This is a genomic window from Algibacter agarivorans (assembly GCF_039543245.1).
GTDB lineage: Bacteria > Bacteroidota > Bacteroidia > Flavobacteriales > Flavobacteriaceae > Algibacter_G > Algibacter_G agarivorans.
This window is the reverse complement of record NZ_BAABJJ010000012.1, coordinates 213,508-231,084: the sequence shown is the minus strand read 5'-3', so window position 1 is coordinate 231,084 and position 17,577 is coordinate 213,508. Positions and strand designations below refer to the sequence as shown.

The 17,577-nt window shown below is 32.4% G+C and carries 22 protein-coding genes, 1 tRNA gene and 1 pseudogene; 12 read left to right on the top strand and 12 right to left on the bottom strand.

Features of this window, described 5'->3' with window-relative positions:
- A pseudogene (locus ABD935_RS05935) lies at positions 1-172 on the bottom strand (transposase); the annotation flags it as partial.
- A 92-nt stretch (positions 173-264) separates the two neighbouring features.
- On the opposite strand from ABD935_RS05935, the gene ABD935_RS05930 reads away from it, so the two are divergent.
- From ABD935_RS05930 to ABD935_RS05890, 9 genes are all read left to right on the top strand, one after another.
- Positions 265-528, top strand: coding sequence for a hypothetical protein (locus ABD935_RS05930; RefSeq protein ID WP_345190759.1), 264 nt, complete (start codon positions 265-267; stop codon positions 526-528).
- Positions 529-643: 115 nt separating this feature from the next.
- Positions 644-865, top strand: coding sequence for a hypothetical protein (locus ABD935_RS05925; RefSeq protein WP_345190758.1), 222 nt, complete (start codon positions 644-646; stop codon positions 863-865).
- Between the two features lie 402 nt (positions 866-1,267).
- Positions 1,268-2,581 (top strand): tyrosine-type recombinase/integrase, encoded by a 1,314-nt coding sequence (locus ABD935_RS05920; RefSeq protein WP_345190757.1) that lies wholly within the window; start codon positions 1,268-1,270, stop codon positions 2,579-2,581.
- Complete coding sequence (locus ABD935_RS05915) at positions 2,578-2,757, top strand: hypothetical protein (protein WP_345190756.1); 180 nt, start codon at positions 2,578-2,580, stop codon at positions 2,755-2,757. The genes ABD935_RS05920 and ABD935_RS05915 overlap by 4 nt, the downstream gene beginning before the upstream one ends.
- Before the next feature lie 16 nt (positions 2,758-2,773).
- A complete protein-coding gene (locus ABD935_RS05910; RefSeq protein WP_345190755.1) occupies positions 2,774-3,397 on the top strand; it encodes a hypothetical protein in 624 nt (207 codons plus the stop codon).
- A gap of 62 nt (positions 3,398-3,459) precedes the next feature.
- On the top strand, positions 3,460-3,738 hold the full coding sequence (locus ABD935_RS05905; protein WP_345190754.1) for a helix-turn-helix domain-containing protein: 279 nt from the start codon (positions 3,460-3,462) through the stop codon (positions 3,736-3,738).
- 5 nt (positions 3,739-3,743) lie between these two features.
- Positions 3,744-4,214, top strand: a complete 471-nt coding sequence (locus ABD935_RS05900; RefSeq protein ID WP_345190753.1) for a hypothetical protein — start codon at positions 3,744-3,746, stop codon at positions 4,212-4,214.
- Positions 4,215-4,292: 78 nt separating this feature from the next.
- Positions 4,293-4,895: a hypothetical protein gene (locus ABD935_RS05895; protein ID WP_345190752.1), complete on the top strand. Its 603-nt coding sequence runs from the start codon at positions 4,293-4,295 to the stop codon at positions 4,893-4,895.
- 301 nt (positions 4,896-5,196) lie between these two features.
- On the top strand, positions 5,197-5,460 hold the full coding sequence (locus tag ABD935_RS05890; RefSeq protein WP_345190751.1) for a hypothetical protein: 264 nt from the start codon (positions 5,197-5,199) through the stop codon (positions 5,458-5,460).
- 97 nt (positions 5,461-5,557) lie between these two features.
- Here the strand turns inward: ABD935_RS05890 and ABD935_RS05885 are convergent.
- Positions 5,558-5,639, bottom strand: a tRNA-Leu gene (locus tag ABD935_RS05885).
- Positions 5,640-5,785: 146 nt separating this feature from the next.
- On the opposite strand from ABD935_RS05885, the gene ABD935_RS05880 reads away from it, so the two are divergent.
- From ABD935_RS05880 to pth, 3 genes are all read left to right on the top strand, one after another.
- Positions 5,786-6,727 carry a ribose-phosphate pyrophosphokinase gene (locus ABD935_RS05880; protein ID WP_345190750.1) on the top strand — a complete coding sequence of 314 codons (942 nt, stop codon included), beginning with the start codon at positions 5,786-5,788 and terminating at the stop codon, positions 6,725-6,727.
- 67 nt (positions 6,728-6,794) lie between these two features.
- A complete protein-coding gene (locus tag ABD935_RS05875; protein ID WP_345190749.1) occupies positions 6,795-7,427 on the top strand; it encodes a 50S ribosomal protein L25/general stress protein Ctc in 633 nt (210 codons plus the stop codon).
- Between the two features lie 257 nt (positions 7,428-7,684).
- Positions 7,685-8,311, top strand: coding sequence for an aminoacyl-tRNA hydrolase (gene pth / locus ABD935_RS05870; protein ID WP_345190748.1), 627 nt, complete (start codon positions 7,685-7,687; stop codon positions 8,309-8,311).
- Positions 8,312-8,500: 189 nt separating this feature from the next.
- Here the strand turns inward: pth and ABD935_RS05865 are convergent, their stop codons facing one another.
- From ABD935_RS05865 to ABD935_RS05820, 10 genes are all read right to left on the bottom strand, one after another.
- Entirely contained in the window at positions 8,501-8,860 is a 360-nt protein-coding gene (locus ABD935_RS05865; RefSeq protein ID WP_345190747.1) for a YraN family protein, read from the bottom strand.
- A 12-nt stretch (positions 8,861-8,872) separates the two neighbouring features.
- Complete coding sequence (locus ABD935_RS05860) at positions 8,873-10,033, bottom strand: metal ABC transporter permease (protein ID WP_345190746.1); 1,161 nt, start codon at positions 10,031-10,033, stop codon at positions 8,873-8,875.
- Positions 10,026-11,153, bottom strand: coding sequence for a metal ABC transporter permease (locus ABD935_RS05855; protein WP_345190766.1), 1,128 nt, complete (start codon positions 11,151-11,153; stop codon positions 10,026-10,028). The genes ABD935_RS05860 and ABD935_RS05855 overlap by 8 nt, the downstream gene beginning before the upstream one ends.
- 2 nt (positions 11,154-11,155) lie before the next feature.
- Positions 11,156-12,772, bottom strand: a complete 1,617-nt coding sequence (locus ABD935_RS05850) for a DUF3843 family protein (RefSeq protein ID WP_345190745.1) — start codon at positions 12,770-12,772, stop codon at positions 11,156-11,158.
- A 126-nt stretch (positions 12,773-12,898) separates the two neighbouring features.
- The gene (locus ABD935_RS05845; RefSeq protein WP_345190764.1) at positions 12,899-13,624 is read right to left on the bottom strand and encodes a metal ABC transporter ATP-binding protein; all 726 of its coding nucleotides are present in this window, start codon (positions 13,622-13,624) and stop codon (positions 12,899-12,901) included.
- Between the two features lie 361 nt (positions 13,625-13,985).
- Complete coding sequence (locus tag ABD935_RS05840) at positions 13,986-14,891, bottom strand: metal ABC transporter solute-binding protein, Zn/Mn family (protein WP_345190744.1); 906 nt, start codon at positions 14,889-14,891, stop codon at positions 13,986-13,988.
- Between the two features lies 1 nt (position 14,892).
- Positions 14,893-15,684 (bottom strand): transporter, encoded by a 792-nt coding sequence (locus ABD935_RS05835; RefSeq protein ID WP_345190743.1) that lies wholly within the window; start codon positions 15,682-15,684, stop codon positions 14,893-14,895.
- Positions 15,671-16,330, bottom strand: a complete 660-nt coding sequence (locus ABD935_RS05830; RefSeq protein WP_345190742.1) for a metal-dependent transcriptional regulator — start codon at positions 16,328-16,330, stop codon at positions 15,671-15,673. Before ABD935_RS05830 ends, ABD935_RS05835 begins: the two co-directional genes overlap by 14 nt.
- Before the next feature lie 136 nt (positions 16,331-16,466).
- Positions 16,467-17,357, bottom strand: coding sequence for a 3-keto-disaccharide hydrolase (locus ABD935_RS05825; RefSeq protein WP_345190741.1), 891 nt, complete (start codon positions 17,355-17,357; stop codon positions 16,467-16,469).
- A gap of 47 nt (positions 17,358-17,404) precedes the next feature.
- Positions 17,405-17,542: a FeoB-associated Cys-rich membrane protein gene (locus tag ABD935_RS05820; protein ID WP_345190740.1), complete on the bottom strand. Its 138-nt coding sequence runs from the start codon at positions 17,540-17,542 to the stop codon at positions 17,405-17,407.
- Between the last annotated feature and the right edge of the window lie 35 nt (positions 17,543-17,577).

The following is a 17,577-nucleotide window of genomic DNA, read 5'->3' as shown; positions in this document are numbered from 1 at the left end:
TTTCCTCTTCCTGGAAAACTGTTCTTACCATAATCTTGTGATTCTTTTCGCCAACGGTGCAATACTGAATATCTAATTCATCACATACTTGTTTTGTGTTGCCTCTAGCATAGCTTAATTCTACAGCCTTTTGCTTAAATGACGGACTGTAATTTCTGTACTGTTTTTTCATGATTCAAAGTTAATTTATGTAAGTCTAAATCTCGCAACATAATGTCCAGTCTAATATAGTAAGTCCAGTCCAGGTGGCCCCAGGAAAGTGGCTTGGGACTTGGAGCAGAAAGTCTAGACGACTATGAAGCTCTGCCGTACCAAGATGCTAACATCAAAGGAGAGGCAATGAAATTTACAAAAGCCTACTTAAAAATTGGAGACAAACAAATAGTGTCAACTGTAGACAACACTAAGAATACCGCAATTTTGGAAATAGAAGTTGAACAAGGTGAAACAGATTTGGCCGCTTATTTCGATTTAGAAAATGGAGGTAGCTCAAATGCGTTTTATGTGTATGTGGAAAAATTGGAGTGATTGAAAATCATGAGCTATGAGAGTTTAAATATTCTGATGGACGTTTTTAATTATAAACGTCATTTTGACGTTTAATAAGAATACGCTGAGCTAATAAAGAAATTAGTACAAAATTATGGATATTGAAAACGCACCACAAGTTTTTGAAAACATGAATGAAGAACAGCTACCTGTAGCTAAACATAAATTGCACCATTGGGCCCATTTGTGGCTACATCCATGTAAAGTTCATTTAAAATGTAAAGACTTTAGATATTGCATCGAAATAAATAATTATGGGCTATATGTGGCTAATATTGAATATAAAATCCGTAACATATTGATAAACAATTGTTAAGATTTGTATTATGCGGAGAAAGAGGAATGCGAACCCACTTTATTCTTGCTCTTTGTTAATATGACTCTGATACTGAAACGTAAAAGAAAAACAAATCAATCGTACATAAATCGTACAATATTTAAAAACAAAAATCCGTAATCATTTTATTATTAATGAATTACGGATTTTACTTGTACTCAAGGTGGGAATGAAACCCTCTTTATTTTGATATGGTTTTAAATCCTTTTAAAATAACCTTAAACCCCTTGTTTTATTACTATTAATAGTGTTTTTATTTAATGTTTAAAATTAGTATAAGTTAGAGGTAATTCGTATAAATTAGATAAATGTTGTACACCATGTCGGCACCATTGAAATTATTTGCTATATTTGATTTGTTCAAATGTTAGACTTTACAATATGGCTTCTTTAAAGTATTTCACAAAAGGAAATCAAAACCCTACTACTGTTTATTTACGCTTCACTCAAGGGCGTAAAATAGATTTAAAACGTTCTACTTCTTTACTCATAAATCCAAAGTATTGGAATAATCAAAAAGGTACTGTAAAACAGATTTCAGAGTATGCCGATAAAAAGAATTTACAAAACGACCTTAACGGACTTAAAACAACTATTTTAAACAGTTTTAACGACCATTATTCAAATGGTGGTATCATTAATTCAGAATGGCTAAATAAAACCATTAAAGAGTATTTTCAGCAAGACGGCAAAACCGATTTAAACTACATTTTAGATTACTCAAAATACTACAAAGAAAATTTAACATCGAAAGTACTAACAACTGGAGTAACCGGAGTAACCAGTAACACACTAAAACGTTATGAAACTATAATTAACAAGGTTACAGCTTTTGAAACTTATAAAAAGAAACGTTATACGTTTGAAATGATTGATTTGAAGTTTTACAATGATTTTAAAAACTACTTATTGAAAATTGAAAAATTAAACCTTAATACTACTGGACGTTATATAAACTACATTAAAACCATTTGTATTGATGCTAAAAAATACGGCATCAAAATAAATCCAGTGGTTTTAAATGGGGAATTTAGAGCAACAAGAGAGAAAGTAAGTTTTATAACACTTTCAGAAATCGAAATACAAACCATTTTTGCACACGATTTTAAGGAAACATCTTATTTAGAAAATGCACGTAATTGGTTGATCATAGGTTTATGGACTGGGGCCCGTGTTAGTGATTTATTGAAATTTACAAAAGACAATATTCAAAACGGTTTTATTGAATATACAGCTAAAAAAACTAATCAAAAAATAATACTGCCTTTACACCCTCAAGTAAAGGAAATATTAAACAATCTCAACGGGGAATTCCCTCGTGAAATTTCGGACCAAAGATTTAACGATTATATTAAAACCGTGTGCAAAGATGCTGGAATTAAAGAATTGGTTAACGGGTCGAAACAAACCAAAATTAAAAAAGGAGTTTGGCGAAAGGTTAAAGGCGAATATAATAAACATGAGTTAGTTAGTTCGCATATCTGCAGACGGTCATTTGCTACAAATCACTACGGAAAATTACCTACTCCAGTACTTATGGCTGTAACTGGGCACACTACGGAAAAAATGTTTTTAAACTACATAGGAAAAACAGCAAAGGACAGCGCCAATGTATTAAATGAATTTTGGAAAGTCCAGGAGTTAAAGAAAGAACAAAAAACAAAATTAAATATTATTAAAACTGAAACCGCATGAAAACAAATCGAGATTTTACCACTAATTCAGGATTTTACGACACTTTCTTTGAACTGTTGCCTTTTTATAGAACAAATATAGAGGCGTTTAATTATCTCAATAACGAGGTCGGCTGGATTATAGGTAAAAAACTTTATAAAGATTATAAAGAGTTTAGAGGTAAAATGTATAGTTAAATAAATCTATGTTCAAATGGCTAAAGGAATACTAAAAACAGATTATCACACTTTACAAACCTATTTAATTGAAATTGCTGAAATTCCAGCTCGATTAAATAGATGTGATATTGTGTTGAAAAATGAATTGTTAGAGCATATTGATATTAGAATTGATTCTTTGTTAAAAACAATTAATGAAAGATTATTGTTAGATAAAGATTATTCTTATCCAGTAGAGTATTTGCCAAATAAACAATTTGAGTACTGGGGCGAAAGGGTTTCGTGTGTTTTCAATTATTATGAGCTGTTAAAATTAAAAGGCTTTATAAAACAAAGTATTGAGGTTAAAACTCAAAAGAATAGATATACAGACCTTTTTAATGAAAATGGACTTGAACTATTTAATTACATTAATGAAAGTTTTGAGGGTGCAATAACCGTTAAATATACTATAATGCTTCACTTCTTACGATACAAGAACTATATTAAAGGCACTAATACTCGATATTTAGAATTTGTAAGATTTAATTGTGATTTGGGTAAAATTAAGTTTTCTCGTTTAGATGATATCCAAATAAATGATGAAAAGTATTTAAAACAAGAATCGTTTTTAACTGATTTGTTAAAAGATTTTAAACACCTCAACGGTATTGAGTAAGATTGAGGGTTTTTTGAGGTATCTGTAATTCATATTTGCCATAACATTAAACATTATAAGTTATGGAAACGATACAATTTATTTCTACAAGTCCAAATGCACTTGCAAACCTAATCGATGAAAAAATTAAATCTCAATTAGACGATTTAAAAAAGAACTTCACACCAAAGGAACCAGACGACTTTATGTCGAGAAAGGAAACCGCAGCCCTTTTAAAAATATCTTTAGTATGCCTACATGATTGGGTAAACAAAGGAATTTTGCACCCTTATAAAATGGGTAATAAAACCTATTTCAGCCGTAAAAAAGTAACCGAAACATTGTATAATTCTAATAAGTAGGTCTTATGTATAGTACCGGGAACTTAAAATATGAGCGTGCTATTTATGGTAGGACCTCAACAAATGACGCTAAAACAATGAGCTACTACAAAAAGGAAATAAGTAGCAAATCAAATGGTTTTGAGTTGTGTACTGATATTGTAAGGATTGAAAAAGATAATGGTTTTCACGATACTAGCAGGTTTTTTGAAAACTACCTATATTTTAGAAATGATACTAACTGGTTGCGATGTTCTAAAACTGGTTTGTCGTTTACTCAATTCTCTAAAGTTTTTGAAGGTAACATTTCGCAAATAGTAGAGCTAAACACAAAAACAGCTAAAGGCAAAGACTTTGAAACACCTCAACATTGGGTTATAGCTCAATTACTCAACGATAATAAAATTTTAGTTGTTGATATCTTCAGGGATTTTTATCCGGTTAGTAAAGAGCTTCAAAAGGCTATAATTCAGGAGCATAAACTATACAAAAAATAAAAGGGAGCATTGCTCCCTTAAATTGTTCAAATGTTGTACTAACAAGGCATCGTTAGTACAACGTAAATATACAAAATCATGAGTAGTAAAACTCAAGTAAACTATTATTATGGTTCTTATATAAATTATAAGGCTATTAAAGATTTTCACCTAAATAATAATTTAAAAGATGAATATTTAAAAGTTTCTCATTGTGTGTTGTTGGCATTTATTATAGAAAGTTTTCGTAAAAATGATAAAATGCCGATGATTATGTTTGAAGGTGAAAAGTACGTATTAATGAATACCAATTATATTTTGGACAACCTTATTTATCTGAAGGTAAGTAGTAGGATGTTGAAAAAATATTTAGTGCCTTTAAAAGATAATGGTTTAATTAAAATTCATATTAAGAACCGAAAGGATAGATATATTAATGTGCATAAAAAACTTATTGAATTATGTTATGATGTTGATTATTCTATACGTTCGATTAGTTTTTTAGAAAAAAATAAACCTACCCTTTGGAAAGGATTCGTAAATGAATGGCAACCTCTTTTTAATGATAAAGAAAGTTTTAAAAAATTCATTGATAGGTTTAATGATACAAGAGATATAAACGAGTATAACTATAATACAAAGAATATTTATGAGCATCTTTTAAACGCTGTAAAGTTTGAGTTGTATGGTAGGTCTAAATAGTTGATTCTATTTAATTAACTATGAATAATAATACATACCCTCTATGAATAATAATGCATACCTACTATGAATTATTTTACACCAATAATATATATAATAAAAAAGAAATATTAAAAGAAGAGAGATAAACATGTTGACGCTCGTATTATTGATATTTTAAATAGTATTAAGGGGGTGTGGGGTTAAATCACTAGCGTTTTTATATATCCTACATCGCTGTTTAGTCAGGATTTTACACAATGAAAAAAAACGCATAGGGGGGGTATAAGTAATTGAATATTAATAATATAAAACAATATTAATGATGATTTTTGAAACAGTGAACTACTGGAAACAATTTGATATTCCTATACTAGATATAGATAATTACCATTATATACATTTTACAGATGTTAATAATATACTGGCCCCCGTTGAATTAAAGTTAAGTGATGATGTTTATATTTCCAATAACTCAAAATTATTAAATACTAAGACTAATGCCTGTACTGGGATAACAAAAAATGAAGGGATTGAGTTATTTGTTCCAATTGAATTACTTAATAAGTTTATAATAGCTAAATAAAATAAGGTTTTAGTCTATTGTTGTACACTATGTCGGCACAAATAAAAAACCCTACTTACTTAGATATCGTAAATAGGGTGTTTTAAGAAATTAAAAGTACTCAAGGTGGGAATCGAACCCACACGACCGAAGTCACTGGATTTTGAATCCAGCGCGTCTACCAATTCCGCCACTTGAGCAATTTCAGAACACAAAAATATATATTTTTTCGATATGAAACACAAAAATACTACTCAATATACTTTTTAGGTTAAAATAAATGCATAAATTTGCACCTCGTTAAAAATCACGTGGTGTTTGCGCACTCTAAAACAACAAGTTAACTATGCCGATTGTTATAACAGAAGCCAAAATTTTTGCATGTACACAGAGTAAAGTTCTAGGTGAGAAAATCGCCAAGGCTTTTGGTGCTAAATTAGGAAATGTTATTACTTCAACTTATAGTGATGGTGAATTTCAACCATCCTATGAAGAGTCTATAAGAGGAACACGGATTTTTATTATTGGTTCTACCAATCCTGGTCCAGAAAACTTAATGGAAATGTTGTTAATGATTGATGCGGCAAAACGTGCTTCAGCAAGGCATATTACGGCTGTGCTACCTTATTTTGGATGGGCAAGACAAGACAGGAAAGATAAGCCAAGAGTGCCAATTGCAGCAAAATTAGTTGCAAAAATGCTCGAAGCTGCTGGTGCAACACGAATTATCACTATGGATTTACATGCCGATCAAATTCAAGGATTTTTTGAAAAACCCGTAGACCATTTATTTGCATCAACGATATTCTTGCCTTATTTAAAAAGTTTAAACCTTGATAATTTAACTATTGCTTCGCCAGACATGGGAGGTTCCAAAAGAGCTTATGCATATTCTAAGGCATTAAAAAGTGACGTTGTAATTTGTTATAAACAACGGGCAAAGGCCAATATAATTTCTCATATGGAGCTTATTGGTAATGTAGAAGGGAAAAATGTAGTACTTGTTGATGATATGGTAGACACGGCAGGGACCTTAACAAAAGCAGCTGATTTAATGATGGAGCGTGGTGCATTAAGTGTAAGAGCTATATGTACACATCCAATATTGTCAGGTAAAGCTTATGAGAATATAAACAATTCAAAATTAGAAGAATTAATAGTTACTGACTCCATACCCGTTAAACCTTTAAGTGATAAAATTAAAGTTTTAAGCTGCGCTGATTTATTTGCACAGGTTATGGATAAAGTACACAATAATCAATCTATTAGTTCAAAATTTGTCATGTAAATCACTCAAAACAGAATATTAATTAAATTATTTACACAATACAATTAAAAATCATTAAATAGAAATTATGAAATCAATTACAATCAACGGATCTCAAAGAGAAAGCGTAGGCAAAAAAGCAACAAAAGCCTTACGTAATGCTGGTCAGGTTCCTTGCGTATTATACGGAGGAGACAAGCCAGTGCATTTCTCAGCACCAGAATTAGCTTTCTCAAAACTAGTATACACGCCTAATGCGCATACAGTTGTGATTAATTTAGAAAGTGGTGAAGTATTAAATGCAGTACTTCAAGACATTCAATTTCATCCAGTTACCGATAGAATTTTACACGTAGATTTTTATCAGTTATTTGAAGACAAAGAAATAGCGTTAAATATTCCTGTTAACCTTGTTGGTAACTCTAAAGGTGTTAAAAACGGTGGTGTTTTAAGAAGAAATAACAGAAAGCTACGTATAAAAGCACTTCCAGCTAACTTACCGGATTTTATAGAGATAGATATTACACCTCTAAAAATTGGAGATAAAGTAGCGATAGGTGATTTACCTGCAGGAGATTATACTTTTTTACAGACAGATACTACTGTAGTTTGTCGAGTTAGTACATCTAGAGTAGCGATTGCAGATGAAGAAGATGAAGATGAATTAGAAGAAGGGGCAGAAGGAGCAGAAGCACCAGCTGCTGAGGCAACTCAAGAATAGAACATATTCTCAACTAAATATTAAAAGCATCCTGTTATTCGGGATGCTTTTTTATTTGAAAAAAAAAATTCCTCGTGGATTTATCCTCGAGGTTAAAGTTGAAATTGTCATTCCCGTGAAATCGGGAATCTAAAAATAATAGAATTCTGATTTGGAATCATAAAGCAAAAAATGACCTTCTTAATGTCTGAAGTTTATTTGGTATGACTAACTAGCTTTAAAAAAATCTTTATTTTTACAAAAAAATCAATCTTTTTATGTACCGATTTTTACTGAAATTATTTAGGAAGAAAACGCATATAAAAGCACAAGATCCTATGAAAAAATATTTAATAGTTGGCTTAGGTAATATTGGTGAAAAATATGAAAACACACGTCATAATATTGGTTTTAAAGTGTTAGACTATTTTGCAAACCAAGAAAGTCTAACTTTTGAAACCCAAAAACTAGGCGATATAACGACCTATAAGTTAAAAGGGAGAACGTTTATCTTATTAAAGCCAAACACTTATATGAATTTAAGCGGAAAAGCGGTTTTGTATTGGCTTACTAAAGAAAAAATTCCTTTAGAAAATCTATTGGTTATCACAGACGATTTAAATTTACCTTTTGGAAGTATTCGTTTAAAAACAAAAGGTAGCGATGGTGGGCACAATGGTTTGAAAGATATTCAAGATAAATTGAACACCACAAAATACAACCGATTCAGGTTCGGAATAAGTGATGTTTTTAGCAAAGGGCGACAAGTGGATTATGTTTTAGGAGAATGGACAGATGAAGAAAATAAAAACTTGAAAGAACGCCTAGATAAATCTGTAGAACTTATTAAATCTTTCGGTTTAGCGGGAATCAATAATACTATGAATGCCTTTAATGGTAAATAATAAAGCGGTCTATAAAAAGTGTGGTTTCAGTTTCGAAAGACTTCGATGTAAAAGCAATTCTATTTTAAGTAAAAAGTTAATAATATTGGTATTTGTCTCCTTGAGCTTGAGCGCAGTCGAAAGGTCTTGAAAATATATAAGTTTCTTTAGTCTTCTGAAGTTATTTCAAAATTAGCATGATAAATGCTTTTAGAAATGATAAAATGCATTCTCTAAATGTTCAATTTTAAAGCCTTTGCCTTCTTTAACAATGGCAATTATATCAAAGCGTACTTCAACATCTAATTCGTTTACATTTACATATTCATCAACCGCTTTTACTAAACGTTGGATTTGTTTTGGCTTTACAAAGTCTTCAGGATTTCCAAAATCAATAGTTGATCGTGTTTTTACTTCAATAATAGCAAGAATGTCCTTTTTTTGGGCAATAATATCAACTTCAGCTTTGTCGAATCGGTAATTGCGTTCAACAATATCGTAACCGTTTTTTAAAAGAAAATCGACTGCAAGTTGTTCGCCTTTTTTACCGAGTTCGTTGTGTTTTGCCATTGTCTATTAGTGTTACCCCCTAAATAAAAAGAAATCATCTTTCATATCTTCAATTTGTGCGTCTTCATTGGTAATAATATAATTAATAGCTTGAGAAGTGAAATTATTTCCTTTTTTAGTTAAAGACACAATATTTTTATCAAACTTTATCATATTGTTTTTAAGCGCTAAATCCAACACTGTTTTTGAACGTATTTTTTGCCAATTAATATGCTCGTTGAGATGGTTAACATGGCGTTCTCGTTCTTCAGTATGATTTTTTAAATGAAGAAGAAAAGTTAATAAAGATACTTCGGTACGTTGTTGTTTTTCTCTGTAGAGCACAGCTATAACACCTTTACTTGGTGCGAATAAGTAAACTGCTAAAAACAGTAGTCCTAACATAGTTGTAATTGACCCTGCAATTGAAGCATCTAACCAATGGGCTAACCAGTACCCAGAAATGGCACTAAAAACACCAAAACAAATAGCATAAAGAAGCATGTGTTTTAAATTATTGGTAATCAAGTAAGCCGCAGCTGCTGGTGCAATCATTAAAGCGACAACTAAAATAGCCCCTACAGCATCAAAAGCGCCAACGGTGGTCACAGATGAAACCGTCATTAAACCATAATGAAGGATTGCTGGTGAAAACCCTAATGAAGCTGATAAACCGGCATCAAAAGTGCTGACTTTTAATTCTTTGAAAAAAGAAAATAATAACCCGACTGTTATCATTAAAACACTACCAATTACCCACAATGATTTTGGCCCCACATCAATACCTGAAATCATGAGTCTATCAAAAGGAGCAAAAGCTAATTCGCCTAGTAAAACGGCATCAACATCTAAATGTACGTCGTTCGCGTTCTTAGCTATCATAATAACACCAATACTAAACAAAATAGGGAACACTAAACCAATGGCAGTATCTTCTTTTACTAGACCTGTTTTCTGAATGTACTCAACTAAAACAACAGTAATAATGCCTGTTAACGCTGCTAGTAAAATAAGTAATGGCGAATTCAAATCTTGGGTAATAAAGAACCCAACAACAATCCCTGGTAAAATGGAATGGCTAATAGCATCGCTAATCATGGCCATTTTTCTGAGCACTAAAAAGGTGCCTGGAATGGCGCAAGCAATAGCTACGATACTTGCAATAAGCTGTATTTCAATTTGAGCGTTACTCATTGTTTTCAGTTTGTTGGTTGTACAAATTTGAAGCTGTTTTATAGCCTTCTTCTGTTAAGCTCCACATATTGCCATCTAAAGCCACATAATTTTTATTTACCAATTTTTGTAAAGTGCTTTTTGTATAACCTTGAAAGTTGTTTAAAATTTTAATAGTGTGCGGATGTGAAATGTTATCATGTGTCTTAGCGATTTGATGCATAAATGCCAATGTTTTGTGAAGTTTTAAATCACGACGGTTTTTTATAAAACGAATTTGTTTAAATAATAAACCACGGCTTGGCGAAAAAATAAATGAAAACAACACAAAAACACCTGCAACAATGACAATAACCGGACCTGTTGATAAATTGTTTTGACTGGCACTTATTGCCGTTCCAAAAACTCCAGAAAAAGCACCAAAAATAGCTGCTAGAAAGACCATGATTCCTAAACCGTTTGTCCATTGTCTTGCAGCGGCAGCTGGTGCTAATAACATAGCACTCATTAGAACTACACCGACCGTTTGAAGTCCTAAAACTATAGCTAAAACGATAAATGTTGTGATTAAAACATCAATGAATTTGGTATTGAAACCTAGGGTTTTTGTGTAATCGGCATCAAAAAGAAGTATCTTAAATTCTTTCCAGAAAAGCAAAAGTACAAAAAGGCAAATGCCTGTGACGATGGCCATCATCCAAACATCACTTTCCACTAAAGTAGCGGCTTGTCCGAATAAATATTTATCTAATCCTGCTTGGTTGGCGTTAGGTTGCTTTTGAATGAATGTGAGTAATAGCATCCCAAATCCAAAGAACAAAGACAATATTAAACCTAATGCCGTATCTGATTTTAAATGAGTTTTACTAATAATACCTCTAATCCAGAAGGTGCCAATAAGTCCGCTGACTAGTGCGCCCAATAACAATACATTACTGTCTTTTGCGCCTGTAATTAAAAAGGCAATGGCAATGCCCGGTAATGCAGCATGTGAAATGGCATCGCCCAACAAACTTTGCTTTCTTAATACAGCAAAACTTCCTAACATACCAGTTACTGCTCCAAGAATTGCAGTTCCTAGAGTTATGGTTCTTAGCGTGTAGTCTGTAAAGACAAGTTGTATGTATTCTGTTAAATCGATGGCTAGTCCTTTTTTCCTGTTAGTACTAATGTTGATTGAGGGAAATAGAGGTCTTTTTTCCAAAATCTAAGCAAAAAATCTATATCCTCTAAATATGTCTTATAAGGTTCTTTTTTAAAAAATAATAAGGTGTCTTTAAAGGTGTTTATAAAATAATAAACGAACTCTGTTGAATAAAGAGGAGATATTAACAAGTGCATAATATCATCATCACTTTCATGTTCGAAAAACGGATTGTTTTCATCTGGGAAGGCGTTGATGACATCAAAATAAATTTCTATTCCTTTTTTTGGATTGAAAAAAACAATGGCTTGGTCGTCTTCTAAATTGAAATCTTCAAAAGGATTATCAGCACCAAAATAACCATCATTCTTTGCCCGCTGTTTGGCTTCTTTTTGTTCCTTGGCTGATAAACTAAGCGAATCGTTGTAATAATCCATGAAACTATTAGAAAAACCTTCAACATGCTTTGAGTTCATGTATGCTATAGGCGATTGGTTATTAAATTCCAAAAATGCTTTTTCTTGTTTGACAAGTATGTTTTGGATTTCTGATTGGTCATGTAAAAAATTAACTTGAGACCTTGCATCTGCAGAATTTTTTTGATCCAATATAAGATCAGCATCAAAATCTTGTGCTGAAAAATTACCAGAAAACCACCATTCGTTTTTATATTTAACCAATCCAATATAGAGAATTTCATCTTCTTCTAAATCATCATAATGTTCAAATGATTTTTTTGTCATTTCAAAAGACATACCAGAGGCAATATGCTCTAAGGAAACCGAAGTGGTATTTTGTTTTTTGTATAAAAATAATCCTGAAATTTTTTCTGATATACTTGAAATATCATCGTAACTATTATGGGATTCCCCTAAGAGTTCTTTTGTCCAATCTTTGGCTTTTAGTGCCAAAAGCGAGCTGTTTTTGTTAAAAGTGAAATGTTCTGTTATTTCACGCACATAACTCATTAGCAAATTGGGATTGTCTTCGTCTGCTTTGGTGTCTTCCAAAGCATCTAAAATATCATTGTTAAATCCTTGTTTTACATCTGGAAAGAACAAATAAGATTCGAAGAAAACAAACTGTATAAATGCTCTGGAATTATAAAAATCACCCGCAATGTTTTCAAAATTATATAAGTTTTTTAATGTATTGTTTTCTGGAGCATATTCATATTCTTCTTCAAGGACTTGCATGGAAGTTGTTGCAATGTCAAATATAAAATCATTGTAAGGGTTAATGAATTTTTCTTGCTGAATGGTATTTAGAAAATACCATGTTAAGAATGCAACATCTTCAAAATTAATCTCATCATCTTCATAGTCTTCATCAATACTATAAAATGGAAGTTTTTTGCTATAGAGCTTATTGTGCATTAGTTTAAAGCTTCTCCATATATTGGTTTGAGATATGATGTCTTCGAAATAAGAGGTTATGAAACAGCATAACAAAAAGATGTCCTCCTTTTCAATAAATTGGGAAAGCATAAATTCGGAAGATGGGATAAAATTAGTGTTGATCTTATTAGCGACTTTAAGATAATATAAATCTGTTTTTCCACTATAGTTTTGGGGCTTTACTGCCAACCAATGTTTTATGTAAATTTTGCTTTTCATTTGTCTGTTTATTAAGCAATATGTTGCATTTTATTTTTGAAAGATTCCCACTTCCTTCGTCCTCGGAAAGCGTTTTTTTTCATAAGCCTAAGCGCTGTTTACTCCGACCGAATACTGCAAACTTTTTTACTCCTGAATACTTACTTTATAATTAATACCGTAAGTTTTTGTTAAATTATCATCATTGAAGATATCTTTAACTGGACCCGTGGCTATTTTTTTAACGTTTAAAAAGGTTACCCAGTCAAAATATTCTGGAACCGTTTGTAAATCGTGATGCACAACAATTACTGTTTTTCCTGCTTTTCGTAATTCTTTTAAAATGTTAATAATTGCAATTTCGGTGGTAGCATCAACCCCTTGAAAGGGTTCGTCCATAAAATAAATAGAAGCATTTTGTACTAAGGCACGCGCTAAGAAAATACGTTGTTGCTGCCCGCCTGAAAGCTGACTTATTTGCCTGTTTTTAAAAGGAAGCATGCCTACTTTTTCGAGAGCTTCAAGAGCTGCCTTTTTTTCTTTTTGTCCAGGACGTTTTATCCAGCCTAAACTTCCGTAAGTTCCCATCATTACAACATCTAAAGCGGTGGTTGGAAAATCCCAGTCCACACTTCCTTTTTGTGGTACATAAGCCACTAAGGAACGTTGTTTGTCATAAGATTTACCATAAATAGATACACTGCCCGCAATGGGTTTTAAAATACCTAAAATGGATTTAATAAGCGTAGATTTTCCTGCGCCGTTTGGCCCTACAATGGCCATTAGAACACCTTCAGGGATTTCTAAATCGATATCCCAAAGTACAGGTTTGTAGTTGTAAGCTACAGTTAAATCGTCTATTTGTACTGCTATTCGTCCTGCCTTTCGACCCTGCTCAAGAGGAACTTTGGCAGGAACTTCTTTTTTATTTATATGCTCCTTCACTTGATGTTCTTTTGGTCTATTAATTTATAAAAATAAAATAAAATTAGCGTTTATTACTGAACTTTACTGATAATCTAGCCCTGATAGAAGCGGCATCCTTTTTTTGTGCTACTCTGATGTTATTAGTGAAAACTGAATTTTACTAGTTGTACTTAACTTGATGTGATACTGAAACGCGTTCAGCACAAGAAAAGATACAGTGGATAGCAGGAAATAGCTTCTAATAATTCTTTTTATACTTACATTTTTTTACCATTCGAGTAAGTACTGTCAACTTAATACTACAAACTTATTTAAGTGCATTTACAATAGTGTTCACATTATACTCAAACATGCCTATATAGGTACCTTCGATAGTTTCTGCATTTCCTAGCGCATCAGAATACAACGAACCACCAATGGTAACATTGTGGCCTTTGGAATTTACGGCGGCCCGCAACGCCTCTATGGTGCGTTTTGGTACTGAGCTTTCTATAAAAATAGCTTTCACATGCTTTTCAATGATAAATGCAGACAATTTTTGAACATCTTGAACGCCGGCTTCGGTTGCTGTTGATAGACCTTGTAGCCCAACGACTTCAAAATCGAACGCTTTCCCAAAATAGTTAAACGCATCGTGAGCGGTTACCAATACACGTTTTTCTTTTGGAAGTACCTGAATAGTTGAGGTTAAGGTTGTTTTTAAGCTTTCTAATTGCTTAATATAATTTGCGCCATTGGCTTCAAAAGCCACTTTTTGTTCTGGTATAGCCTCAGAAAGTTTTTTGACAACAAACCGTGTGGCTTGCATCCAATAATCTACGTTAAACCAAATGTGTGGGTCGTAATTTGATGCGAAATATTCTGAACCTATCAATGTGCTTTCGTCTAAGGCATTAGCAATGGCAATGGTTTTGATGTTTTTCATTTTTTCAAAAACTTCCACTAATTTGCCTTCTAAATGTAAACCGTTGTAAAAAATAATGTCGGCATTTGAAAGTTTGGACACATCGCCTTCACTAGCTTTGTATAAATGTGGGTCTACACCACTGCCCATCAACCCTTGTAAATTGATATGCTCGCCTCCAATGTTTTTAACCAAATCGGTTATCATGGAGGTTGTGGTAACAACGTTTAGTGTATCGTTAGCTTTTTTTTCGGTTTTACAGCTGACAAAAATGACAGATAGTAATAATATAATTGTGCCTTTTTTCATTTTAATGCTTTTTAGTAGGTAATCTGAAGCTAACGCCTCCGCTTAATAAAATATCTTGTCCTTTGGTTATACTGGATCCTACTGTAGCATCTAACTGTACATTATCTGAAATTAAATAAGTAAGTCCCGCATCCCAAAGGTGGTTGGCTTTGTTGTTTTCTGGTAAATCGCCATATAACTCTGCGTAAGCACTAAGTTTAGCGGTTAAGCCTAAGCCGTAGGCTATAGTATAAACGTATGCTGCTTCAGGAGAATCATCGCCCCATTGCGCTCCTAAATTGTACGATAAACTGGAATTTTCGCTTAATGTATGTGCAAACGAAAATCGAAAATCGACACCTGTTGTTTCTGGCTTGTAATCTTTTCCTGCTGTAAATGGTAAATATAAATGCCCTAAAAAACCTATTTCTGGAAAACATCCTTTTTCTTCTGAAATCGCAATTTTTGCACCTAATAAAAGGGGATTAAAACCACTGGAAATATTATCAAATCCATTAATTTTATGTTCTACAAAATCCCAGCCTAAGCGCAATTCTAAATTATCTAATAATCCTAATCTAACAAGCGTAGTGTTGAATGTGTAGGTATCGTTCTTAATATTATTTTCTTCGAAGCTTTCGTAAAAAGCCCCTGTTTCTACTTGTATATAGCCTACCGGAATGGTTGATGGAGATTCGGTAGCATCGGGTCTATCTGTTATTAGTGCCCCTAAAGGGGTGTTTTCTTCTTGTGAAAAGGAAGAAAAAGAGCTGTTTAGAACTATTGCTAATGTTATTAATTTAATTTGTTTCATTGACATATATAATTGAGGTGAAATCTTCATTTAGAAGGATGGTGTTATTGTTTATTGAAATTTGAGTCATTTTATTTTTAGTGAATTGTTTTGAAACCAAAACGGTATTTCCATATTTCAATCCGTGTTGTGCACAGAAATCAAAGAATTCTTTATCATCGCTCATTAATCGAGAAATGATATAGGTTTTACCTTCTGAAGTTTGAGACAGTGTTATAGAGGTATCCGTTGTGGTTATTTCTCCGTCAGCATTTGGAATAGGGTCACCGTGTGGGTCAAATTTTGGGTTTCCTAGATACTCACTTATTTTATTAGCAAGTAAATCGGAGGTTTGATGTTCTAGTAATTCTGCTTCGCGATGAATATCGTGCAAAGACATATCGAACAATTTAAACAATAAGGATTCCCAAAGCCGATGTTTACGCACCACGGTAAGTGCCATTTTAGTGCCTTTTTCAGTAAGCTTAAGTTTTTGGTATTTTTGGTAATGCAGTAAATCTTTTACAGCCAGTTTTTTAGCCATATCTGTAGCAGCGGCGTTAGAAATACCTAATTCCTTCGCGATATTACCAGGTTTGGTATCGTTATTATCACGTTTTCCGTTTTTGTAAATAGCCTTTACAAAATTTTCAATAGCTACTGACATTTGTGTTTGCTTTAAAATATTTTTAAGTAAGCTTAAATATTTTGCAAATGTAACTAAAAAAACAAGAAATCCAACTTTTTGGTATTAAAGAGGATTTCTTGTTTTTAATTTTCAAGAAAAGTAAATGCGGATTGGATTATTTTTTTGACTTAAACCGTACTTGTTTTTTTATAAATTTTGGAAACTTCTTTATAGGGGTTAGTACCAATTGCTTGTAATAACATTCTGCAGCTTCAGATTGAATTTGAATTTCTCCTTTATTTAATATAGTGCCATCATGTTTTTTAGCATTTTCAACAACCATAACAATATGACCATTTACAATATGGACAGCATTATTACCTAAAACATAAATTTCTAAAAGGTTCCAATCACCATGAGGCGCATCGTGTTCAGAGGCTGCTTGAATGTATCCTTTACCAATTGAGTAAGCTTCAGAGGTTGGGTCGAATTTCTTTTCGTCTTTAAAATCACCTCGAATATCTACAATGGGAGAACCTACTTTTGGGATTAAGCTATTACCTCCTAAGGGAATAAAATCACCCAAATCACTTTCTTGTACTTGGTATTCTAAGCATGTTTTCCAAGTATTCCAAAAACTCCCATGCTCTCCATAGCAATGGTATAATATACCGCTATCCCTTTTTTGATCTAGTCTAGGCTCCCATTTTTTGTCTCCCCATTTAAACATCACGCTTAAATGGTAATTTTCATATTCTTCTTTGCTAGAGATACAACCAAAAATTTCGCCTGTAATTTTTAAAATAGGCTCACCATTTTCTTCAATTATAGAAAATACGTTTTTTAGGTTGTTATTTAAACCTATTGGGGCTCCAGAATTCATTTTGTCAGATTGATAAGTTTTTTCTGGAAGATTAGTAACAGATGGATGAGGAATACTTAACCAAATATCAAAATGGCTAAGTTCTTTATCTAATAATTCAATTGGTTTTTTCTTCTTTTGAGAAAAGCAGTTGGTACTAATTACAGTAATTAATAGAATAACAAAGCCTAATTTATTTTTCATTTTGCGTGGGTTGGTTTGGTGTGACCAAATATAAAAAAAAATGCGGTTTAATGACACCCACAGCCATCATCGCCACCACAAGCTTTTTTGGGTTTTGACTTTTTCCAGAAGAATTTTTTAACCAAAAAAGTAATGGCAAAAGCCATTGCCGTAAAGACTAATATATTTTGAATAAAGGTGTTCATTTTTATTTTGTCGAGACAATAATCGTTTCATTTCA

Coding starts and splice junctions, on each gene's coding strand:
- ABD935_RS05925 (WP_345190758.1), top strand. CDS start 644: ATGGATATTGAAAACGCACCACAAGTTTTTGAAAACATGAATGAAGAA.
- ABD935_RS05920 (WP_345190757.1), top strand. CDS start 1,268: ATGGCTTCTTTAAAGTATTTCACAAAAGGAAATCAAAACCCTACTACT.
- ABD935_RS05915 (WP_345190756.1), top strand. CDS start 2,578: ATGAAAACAAATCGAGATTTTACCACTAATTCAGGATTTTACGACACT.
- ABD935_RS05910 (WP_345190755.1), top strand. CDS start 2,774: ATGGCTAAAGGAATACTAAAAACAGATTATCACACTTTACAAACCTAT.
- ABD935_RS05905 (WP_345190754.1), top strand. CDS start 3,460: ATGGAAACGATACAATTTATTTCTACAAGTCCAAATGCACTTGCAAAC.
- ABD935_RS05900 (WP_345190753.1), top strand. CDS start 3,744: ATGTATAGTACCGGGAACTTAAAATATGAGCGTGCTATTTATGGTAGG.
- ABD935_RS05895 (WP_345190752.1), top strand. CDS start 4,293: ATGAGTAGTAAAACTCAAGTAAACTATTATTATGGTTCTTATATAAAT.
- ABD935_RS05890 (WP_345190751.1), top strand. CDS start 5,197: ATGATGATTTTTGAAACAGTGAACTACTGGAAACAATTTGATATTCCT.
- ABD935_RS05880 (WP_345190750.1), top strand. CDS start 5,786: ATGCCGATTGTTATAACAGAAGCCAAAATTTTTGCATGTACACAGAGT.
- ABD935_RS05875 (WP_345190749.1), top strand. CDS start 6,795: ATGAAATCAATTACAATCAACGGATCTCAAAGAGAAAGCGTAGGCAAA.
- pth (WP_345190748.1), top strand. CDS start 7,685: ATGTACCGATTTTTACTGAAATTATTTAGGAAGAAAACGCATATAAAA.
- ABD935_RS05865 (WP_345190747.1), bottom strand. CDS start 8,860: ATGGCAAAACACAACGAACTCGGTAAAAAAGGCGAACAACTTGCAGTC.
- ABD935_RS05860 (WP_345190746.1), bottom strand. CDS start 10,033: ATGAGTAACGCTCAAATTGAAATACAGCTTATTGCAAGTATCGTAGCT.
- ABD935_RS05850 (WP_345190745.1), bottom strand. CDS start 12,772: ATGAAAAGCAAAATTTACATAAAACATTGGTTGGCAGTAAAGCCCCAA.
- ABD935_RS05840 (WP_345190744.1), bottom strand. CDS start 14,891: ATGAAAAAAGGCACAATTATATTATTACTATCTGTCATTTTTGTCAGC.
- ABD935_RS05835 (WP_345190743.1), bottom strand. CDS start 15,684: ATGAAACAAATTAAATTAATAACATTAGCAATAGTTCTAAACAGCTCT.
- ABD935_RS05830 (WP_345190742.1), bottom strand. CDS start 16,330: ATGTCAGTAGCTATTGAAAATTTTGTAAAGGCTATTTACAAAAACGGA.
- ABD935_RS05825 (WP_345190741.1), bottom strand. CDS start 17,357: ATGAAAAATAAATTAGGCTTTGTTATTCTATTAATTACTGTAATTAGT.
- ABD935_RS05820 (WP_345190740.1), bottom strand. CDS start 17,542: ATGAACACCTTTATTCAAAATATATTAGTCTTTACGGCAATGGCTTTT.